Below are 385 nucleotides of genomic sequence, written 5' to 3'. Positions count from 1 at the left end.
GGGCAGCACGCTGCAGGCAGGGGACAATCTGCTGCTGAGCGCTGGCCGCGACGTGAACCTAACCGCCGCACTGGTCGAGAGCAGCGATGGCGCAGTCAGCGTAGTCGCTGGCCGCGACGTGAATCTGCTCTCGGCCAACGAGACGCACGACTACAGCCTGGACAGCTACGAGAAGAAAAAGAAGACGCTCTCCAGCACCACCACCACGCGCAGCGTCGACAACAGCGACAGCTATGCCATCGGCACGGCGATCCAGGGCGAGAGCATCAACATCACTGCCGGTCGCGATCTGACCGCAGTCGGTGYGGTGGTCGATGCCACTGGCAACGTGATTCTGGGAGCGGGCAACAATGTACTGATCACCGCCGCAGAGGACCATCACAGC

General features: G+C 62.8%; 1 protein-coding gene. It reads left to right on the top strand.

The features are described 5' to 3' along the window. A partial coding sequence (locus tag AC1DOP_RS27360; RefSeq protein WP_477254440.1) for a hemagglutinin repeat-containing protein occupies positions 1 to 385 on the top strand: 385 nt, incomplete at both ends.

It is taken from the genome of Massilia sp. 01N410 (assembly GCF_056399665.1).
This window is presented reverse-complemented; position numbering and strand designations above follow the sequence as displayed.